The 7,411-nt window shown below is 67.0% G+C and carries 6 protein-coding genes, 5 tRNA genes and 1 other RNA gene; 10 read left to right on the top strand and 2 right to left on the bottom strand.

Annotated elements, in window-relative coordinates:
• The coding region (locus VIB55_RS17680; RefSeq protein WP_331877988.1) for a glycoside hydrolase family 25 protein at nucleotides 1-398 on the top strand (398 nt) is incomplete at its 5' end.
• A gap of 113 nt (nucleotides 399-511) precedes the next feature.
• On the top strand, nucleotides 512-1,612 hold the full coding sequence (ychF, locus tag VIB55_RS17675; RefSeq protein WP_331877987.1) for a redox-regulated ATPase YchF: 1,101 nt from the start codon (nucleotides 512-514) through the stop codon (nucleotides 1,610-1,612).
• Between the two features lie 64 nt (nucleotides 1,613-1,676).
• Here ychF and VIB55_RS17670 read toward each other — a convergent pair whose 3' ends face one another.
• Nucleotides 1,677-2,402 (bottom strand): HAD family hydrolase, encoded by a 726-nt coding sequence (locus tag VIB55_RS17670; RefSeq protein ID WP_331877986.1) that lies wholly within the window; start codon nucleotides 2,400-2,402, stop codon nucleotides 1,677-1,679.
• A 170-nt stretch (nucleotides 2,403-2,572) separates the two neighbouring features.
• On the opposite strand from VIB55_RS17670, the gene VIB55_RS17665 reads away from it, so the two are divergent.
• The 8 genes from VIB55_RS17665 (at nucleotide 2,573) to VIB55_RS17630 (ending at nucleotide 6,434) form a co-directional block, all read left to right on the top strand.
• The gene (locus tag VIB55_RS17665) at nucleotides 2,573-3,748 is read left to right on the top strand and encodes an acyl-CoA dehydrogenase family protein (protein ID WP_331877985.1); all 1,176 of its coding nucleotides are present in this window, start codon (nucleotides 2,573-2,575) and stop codon (nucleotides 3,746-3,748) included.
• A 48-nt stretch (nucleotides 3,749-3,796) separates the two neighbouring features.
• Nucleotides 3,797-3,869, top strand: a tRNA-Lys gene (locus VIB55_RS17660).
• A gap of 36 nt (nucleotides 3,870-3,905) precedes the next feature.
• Nucleotides 3,906-3,979 (top strand) — tRNA-Arg (locus VIB55_RS17655).
• Between the two features lie 74 nt (nucleotides 3,980-4,053).
• Nucleotides 4,054-4,137: transfer RNA gene (locus VIB55_RS17650), tRNA-Leu, on the top strand.
• 32 nt (nucleotides 4,138-4,169) lie between these two features.
• A tRNA-Leu gene (locus tag VIB55_RS17645) sits at nucleotides 4,170-4,253 on the top strand.
• A gap of 20 nt (nucleotides 4,254-4,273) precedes the next feature.
• Nucleotides 4,274-4,641, top strand: an RNA gene (gene rnpB, locus VIB55_RS17640) — RNase P RNA component class A.
• Nucleotides 4,642-4,648: 7 nt separating this feature from the next.
• A tRNA-Arg gene (locus VIB55_RS17635) sits at nucleotides 4,649-4,722 on the top strand.
• 158 nt (nucleotides 4,723-4,880) lie between these two features.
• Entirely contained in the window at nucleotides 4,881-6,434 is a 1,554-nt protein-coding gene (locus tag VIB55_RS17630) for a hypothetical protein (protein ID WP_331877984.1), read from the top strand.
• Here the strand turns inward: VIB55_RS17630 and VIB55_RS17625 are convergent.
• Nucleotides 6,413-6,862, bottom strand: a complete 450-nt coding sequence (locus VIB55_RS17625; protein ID WP_331877983.1) for a hypothetical protein — start codon at nucleotides 6,860-6,862, stop codon at nucleotides 6,413-6,415. The genes VIB55_RS17630 and VIB55_RS17625 overlap by 22 nt on opposite strands.
• Nucleotides 6,863-7,411 lie beyond the last annotated feature (549 nt).

Here is a 7,411-nt window from a genome sequence, read left to right as displayed (position 1 = left end):
TTCTGCGCACCGTGCCGCTCGCCGCGGGCGACCTGCCGCCCGTGCTGGACGTGGAGGTGACGGACGGTGCATCGCCGGACTCCATCGCGCGCGGCGTGCGAACCTGGCTGGAAGCGGTGGAGCGCGCGACGGGGCGCAGGCCCATCATCTACAGCCGCGCCAGCTTCTGGACGGCGAGCGTGGGCGCGGCGCTCAGCGAGTACCCGCTTTGGGTGGCGCACTACGGCGTGGCGGAGCCGAAGCTTCCGGCGGGGTGGCGGGACTGGACCTTCTGGCAACACACGGACGAGGGACGCGTGGCGGGGATCGCCGGCAACGTGGACCAGAACTGGTTCAACGGCACCCGCGACCAGCTGCGGACCTTCGCCGCCACGGGAGCGATTTCCGCATACCGCTGATGGTGCGCGGGTTGACGGCACCCGCCGATGGGTGTACGTTCAGCGCTCGGCCGGGCTCTCAGATCTGAGGCCCGGCTTGTTCGTTTGGGGACGAATCCGACTGCGTTCAACATATGCTGAAGCTGGGTATCGTGGGGCTGCCTAACGTGGGCAAGTCCACGCTGTTCAATGCGCTGACGGCCGCCGGCGCCGACGCCGCCAACTATCCGTTCTGCACCGTCGAGCCCAACGTGGGCATGGTAGAGGTGCCGGACCCGCGCGTGGACCTGCTCGCCGAAAAGGTGCAGCCGCAGCGGGTGCTGCGCGCCACGGTGCAGTTCGTCGACATCGCCGGGCTGGTGAAGGGCGCCTCGGAGGGGGAGGGGCTGGGCAACCAGTTCCTGGCCAACATCCGCGAGACCGACGCCATCGTGCACGTCGTGCGCTGCTTCGACGATCCCGACGTGGTGCACGTGATGGGCGGCGTCGACCCGGTGCGCGACCGCGAGGTCATCAACCTGGAGCTGGCGCTGGCCGACCTGGGGGTGGTGGAGAAGCGGCTGGAGAAGGCGCGCAAGGCGGCCCGCGGCAACGACCGCGACGCCCAGGCCGAGTTGGGCCTGCTGGAGCGCCTGAACACCGCCCTGGGCGAGGGCCAGCCGGCGCGCGTGGTGGAGGCGAACGACGACGAGCAGAAGATCCTGCGCTCGTACAACCTGCTGACCAGCAAGCCGGTGCTCTACCTGGCCAACGTGGCCGAAGACGACCTCCCCGAGGGCGACAACGAGCACGTCCGCGCCCTGCGCACCTCGGTGGAGGCCAGCGGCGAGCGCGCGGAGATCATCCCCATCTCCAGCAAGATCGAGAGCGAGCTGGCCGAGCTTCCGCCCGAGGAGCGCCAGGAGTTCCTGGCCTCGCTGGGGCTGGACGAGCCCGGCCTGCACACGCTGATCCGCGTGGGGTACCGGCTGCTGGGGCTGCAGGTGTACTTCACCGCGGGCGAAAAAGAAGTGCGCGCCTGGGAGATCCCGGTCGGCGCGCGGGCCCCGCAGGCCGCGGGCGTCATCCACAGCGACTTCGAGCGCGGCTTCATCCGCGCCGAAACGGTGGGCTGGGGCGACTTCGAAAAGACCGGCTCGGTGAAAGCCGCCCGCGACAAGGGGCTGATGAGGTCGGAAGGCAAGGAGTACGTCGTCCAGGACGGCGACATCCTGCTCTTCCGCTTCAACGTCTGACGCACTTGTCCGTCCAAGAAAGAGACGCCCCGGCCGAGCATCGCCGGGGCGCTCTTCTTTCTGGTCAGCCTGGGCTTTCCACGCCGGCGAGCCAGGCGGGGAGCTCACGGATGTTCGCCAGCCGCGCGAACTCCTTGCCGTGCAGCGCCTCGTCGGGCACCTGCTCGTGGATCCAGGTGATGGCGTAGGGGATGTGCACCGCCGCCCCGCCCGCCTCCAGCACGGGCAGAACGTCGGACTTCAGCGAGTTGCCCACCATCACGAACCGCGACGGGTTGATGCGATGCCGTGCGATCACGCCGGCGTAGGTGCGCGCGTCCTTTTCCGAGACGATCTCGATCGCGGAAAAGTGGTCACCCAGGCCGGAGCGGGCCAGCTTGGCTTCCTGGTCGAACAGGTCGCCCTTGGTCAGCAGCATCAGGCGATGGTTCTCTGCCAGCGCCTCCACCGTTTCCGCCACCCCGTCCAGCAACTCCACCCGCGCCGTCAGCATCTCCCGCCCCATGTCGATGATGCGCTGCACCTCGCTTCCGGCGATGCGCCCCTCCGTCAATTCAATCGCGGTCTCGATCATCGACAGCACGAAGCCCTTCACCCCGTAGCCGAAGTGCTGGAGGTTGCGCTTTTCGGCCGCGTACAGGCGCTCGTCGATCCACGCCGCGTCGTGGTAGGGCGTGAGCAGCGCGCGGAACCGCTCCTGGGTGGCGGTGAAGATGGGCTCGTTGTGCCACAACGTGTCGTCCGCGTCCAGTGCGACGACGTCGAAGGCGGGGGTGCGCGTGCCTGGCATGCATGGGTGCGGTGCGGGTGCGGATCGGCGGACGGGCGACAATATGACCGCCGGGACGGCGGGGCGCGACGGCTGGGGCCGGGTTGCCCGGGGCGGACCCGGCCGGTACATTCCGCCGCTTCCATCCGGGCCCGACGCACCGACCCGATCCCCCAACCCAGCCGTGACCGATGGCCAGGTTTGAAGGCGTAGATTTCTACAGCATCGACGAGCTGCTCACCGAAGAGCAGCGGATGATCCGCGACACCGTGCGGCAGTGGGTGGACGAGCACCTGATGCCGGTGATCAACGACGCGTACGTGGGCCGCTACCTTCCCAAGGAGCTGATCCCGGGGATGGCCGAGCTGGGCGTGTTCGGCGCCAACCTGCCGGAGGAGTACGGCTGCGCGGGGCTCGACAACGTGTCCTATGGGCTGATCATGCAGGAGCTGGAGCGCGGCGACAGCGGCATCCGCTCGTTCGCCTCGGTGCAGGGCGCGCTGTGCATGTACCCCATCTACGCGTTCGGCAGCGAGGAGCAGAAGCGCGAGTACCTTCCCCGGATGGCCACGGGCGAGGTGATCGGCTGCTTCGGCCTGACGGAGCCCGACTTCGGCAGCAACCCCGGGGGGATGATCACGCGGGCCCGGAAGACGGACGACGGCTGGGTGATCAACGGCGCCAAGATGTGGATCACCAACGGGTCCACCGCCAACATCGCCATCATCTGGGCCAAGACGGGCGACGACGCCAGGAGCATCCGCGGCTTCGTCGTGCCCACCGACACGCCGGGGTTCAGCGCCAAGGATCAGAAGGGCAAGCTGTCGCTGCTGGCGTCGGACACGTCGGAGCTGGTGCTGCAGGACGTGCGCGTGCCCGACACGGCCCTGCTCCCCAAGTCCGGCGGGCTGAAGAGCCCGCTGATGTGCCTGACGCAGGCCCGCTACGGCATTGCGTGGGGCGCGGTGGGCGCGGCCATGGCGTGCTTCGACGAGGCGGTGAGCTACGCAAAGAACCGCGAGGTGTTCGGCCGGCCGCTGGGCGCCACGCAGATCCAGCAGGTGCGCCTGGCGAACATGCTTACCGAGATCACCAAGGCCCAGCTGCTCTGCTGGCGTCTGGGCGCCATGAAGGACGCGGGGACGATGCGTCCCGAGCAGGTGTCGCTGGCCAAGCGCAACAACGTGGACATGGCCACCGAGATCGCGCGCGAGGCGCGGCGGCTGCTGGGCGCCAACGGCGTCCTGGTGGAGTACCAGTCCATGCGCCACATGGCCAACCTGGAGTCGGTGTACACGTACGAGGGCACCGACGACGTGCATGCGCTGATCCTGGGCCAGGACATCACCGGCCTGGCGGCGTACTGACTTGACGAAACCGCGACGGAGGGGTACATTATCCCTCCTGTCGCGAACGCACCGATAGCTCAACTGGCAGAGCAGGGGACTCTTAATCCCAAGGTTGTAGGTTCGATTCCTACTCGGTGCACTGTTGCGCCGGCTGCGCGACGACGAGCAGTAGCATGCGCCCATAGCTCAGCTGGATAGAGCGTCTGACTACGGATCAGAAGGTCGGGAGTTCGAATCTCTCTGGGCGCACCTTCGCGGCGTGAGCCATCACGGTCACGCCGCCACGATTTGAGAAGGCCGGAAGTTGGTCCGCGGACTGGTACGCTCCTGTGGCGGAACTGGTAGACGCGCTAGATTCAGGATCTAGTGGGCGCAAGCTCGTGGAGGTTCGAGTCCTCTCGGGAGCACTGTCCGCGGTACGGAACGCACGGCCCTCTCTGCCCAGGTGCTGAAACTGGTAGACAGGCCAGACTAAGGATCTGGTGCCTTAACCGGCGTGGAGGTTCGAGTCCTCTCCTGGGCACTTTCTTGAAAACATGGGTGTTGGGAGGCGAGTGAGGATCGCGGCACGGCTCGTTCGTGTCGAGGAAAGTCCGAGCTCCACAGGGCAGGGTGCCGGCTAACGGCCGGGCGTCGTGAGGCGACGGAAAGTGCAACAGAAAGCAAACCGCCGATGGCCCGCGAGGGCACAGGCAAGGGTGAAACGGTGCGGTAAGAGCGCACCGCGCGGCTGGTGACAGGCGCGGCATGGTAAACCCCACCCGGAGCAAGGCCGAGCAGGGACAAGGAGCTGCCCGCTCCGTTACGAGTCCCGGGTAGGCTGCTGGAGGCCGGCGGCAACGTCGGTCCAAGAGAAATGATCCTCTCCCGGAAACGGGTGACAGAACTCGGCTTATTTGCCTCCCATCCCGTACGTGCGCGCCCGTAGCTCAGCTGGATAGAGCGTTGGCCTCCGGAGCCAAAGGTCACAGGTTCGAATCCTGTCGGGCGCACTTTTCGCAAACCCCCGCGGTTGCTGCACTTGCAGCGGTCGCGGGGGTTTTTGCGTTTGGGGCCCTTCCGCGGCTTTCACAATTCCTTTCACAATTTCCGTTCGGGCGTCGGTCGGTGTTCCGGGGTATCGCCCTGTAACGCCCAACCGATACACCGCATGTCCGACCGTACACGAGGACGTCCCCGCGGCGCCGAAACCGAACCGCGGGCGTACATCCGCTGGATCAACGGCCGCGCCTACGCCGAACTGGGGGCGTGGGAGGCGTGGGGCGGCCGCCGCCAGGAGCCGCTGGTCGACCGCGGCCAGAAGGCCGCCACCCAGGATCCCAACACCGCCGCCATCCTCTTCGCCCAGCGGCTGATCGAGCTACGGGAGAAGCGCCAGCTCCGGCCGAGCGGCGGCACGGGAACGGCGCCCGACGTCCCCACCTCCATCGGCGCCTTCATCGGCTACCACCTGGCGGCCAAGGCCGACGTGAAGGGCCGCCGCTGTCCATCCGAGCATGAGATCTCCCGACAGCGTACGCGGCTGATGCACGCCGCGCGGTTCTTCCGCGGTCTGGGCGTTCGCGATGTCCGTGAACTCGAGCCGGCGCACGTCGAGGCGTACATGGAGCATCTCCGCGAGGCTGCGCCCAGCTCACAGGCCTCGGCCGGACGGCGCGGAGACCGGCTGAGCTGGGCGACGCAGCGGAAGTACCTGGGAGCGCTCGGCAACATGCTCCAGCGTGCCAAGAGCAAGGGCATCGTCATGCGGAACCTGGTCCAGGACCTGGTCGACAAGCCCACGGCCGAGAGCTCTCCGACCAGGCACCTGGAGGTATGGGAGGCGGCCCTCCTGATGGAGGCGGCGCGGCGTCTCTTTCCTCTCAGCCAGCCGGGGCTGCCGATCTACCCGCTCCTCGCGTGGGAGCTGCTGACCGGCTGCATCGAGTCGGAGGCGAAGTCGCGGGAAGTGATCGACCTGCGCCTGCCGGACGACCCGGAGTTTCCCGACGGGGTGGTGATGGTCCGCACGAACGTCAGCCGCGACCACCTGAAGACGGAGTTCCGCACCCGCTACATCGCCCTGCAGCCGCAGCTGGCGGAGATCATGGGCGAGTACCTGGCCAGCGCACAGGCGCCGACCGGCCGGCTCCTCTTTCCGGGTGCGACGCCCACCGAGCCCGTGGGCGACTGGCGCAAGGCGCTCGACGAGATCGCCGCCCTGGCGGGCTTCGAGCAGGGCGAGGTCCGGACCCGGCGCTTCCGCCCGACGTTCGCGACGCACCGTGCCTATACCTGCGACGAGACAGGCCAGCCCATGTCCACGCTGAAGCTACGGGCGGAGATGGGGCACGGTTCGATGGAGATGCTGGAGGAGCGCTACTTCAAGCACGCCCGGTTCCGCCGCTCGCGCCCGCACCTGGAGTACCGGTGGAGCGACTGGGCGGACGCGCACCGGGGTCAGCTCGCCCGTGGGATTGCGGCGGCGCTCTCGGCGGGGCAGGCGCGCACTCTCTGCATGCTCGCATCCGGGCCGTTGCCGACCGGAGACTGGATGCGGGCGCTGCAGATGTCACCGGGCACGTTCTACCCGGCGCGTGCGCGGCTGGTGCAACTGGAACTCGTGATCTGTGCTGGGGAGGGCCGCGGAGCGCGGTGGGAACTGACGGAGGATGGGCGAGCGACGGTAGAGGCGCTCGCTGCTCAGCGGGAGTTGGCGGCGTAGGCGCGTTGGCCGAGACTGATCTCGTCGTCGAGTTCGGGGTCGTATCCCGAGTCTACCCGTGGTGTGGATTCCCCGCCGTCCACCTGCTGGTCCCGCACGGCGGAGACGAACTGCTCGAAGTCACGCCGCCGAACCCGATAGCCGCTGCCGGAGGGGTACGCGCGCAGGCGTACCCCTCGCAGGCCCGACCGAATCCACTTCCGGATCGCCGCCGGCGTATACGCGGACTTTCGTCCGAACCTCTCGGCAGCGAGACGGCCTACCTCCTCCGCCGCCAAGTCTCCCCCGTCCTCCTCGGCTCCATCGATGAGCTTTGCCAGCCCCTCGACAGGAACGAGTGTGCCCGGCGGTGCCGATCGCACCAGTTGCTGAAGCCTTTCCCTCAACGTCACCTCGACCTCCAGGTTGTTTCTTCGCGACCTTGTCATCAACTTGCCGGTCGCATCGGGTCTATCGGCTCCACCCACAGCTACGACGGCAAGTATTCCAGCTGTGGTACCCCGTAGGACTGCATCGCGCTGATGATTTGCTTCGCTCGTGCTGCCGTCCGCGCCTAGACGAACGATGCTGGTGACCCTCCGTTCTAGACCTCAGTATTATCCGTCTGCACATTCCCATGAAGTCTTATTTCATGATGTTACGCTCATGCCTCCCGATGGCCGGAGCGAGGCCGCGCACCTCCATTTCCCGGAACCCGCTTTGCTTGATTGAAGTCGCGACCGGCGTGCCCTTCTCGTCCAGGTACTTCGCGGTTTTTGGCAGGTGGTGCGCTCTGCGTTTCCGCGTAACCACGCCTCGATCTACGTCTCACTGGACCACTAGACAAGTCCCACCGCTGCAGTAGTCAATGAGCTACAGCGGTTGATGCCGACTCGGCTTCTACCTATTCGAGCCTTGATTCCTTCGGCTCCCCATTGCTGACGCTCACGTATACACTGCTAATGAATTCCCGAACAGGGCTATGTACATGCTTGGCT

It is taken from the genome of Longimicrobium sp. (assembly GCF_036554565.1).
In the GTDB taxonomy this organism is placed as follows: domain Bacteria; phylum Gemmatimonadota; class Gemmatimonadetes; order Longimicrobiales; family Longimicrobiaceae; genus Longimicrobium.
This window is presented reverse-complemented; position numbering and strand designations above follow the sequence as displayed.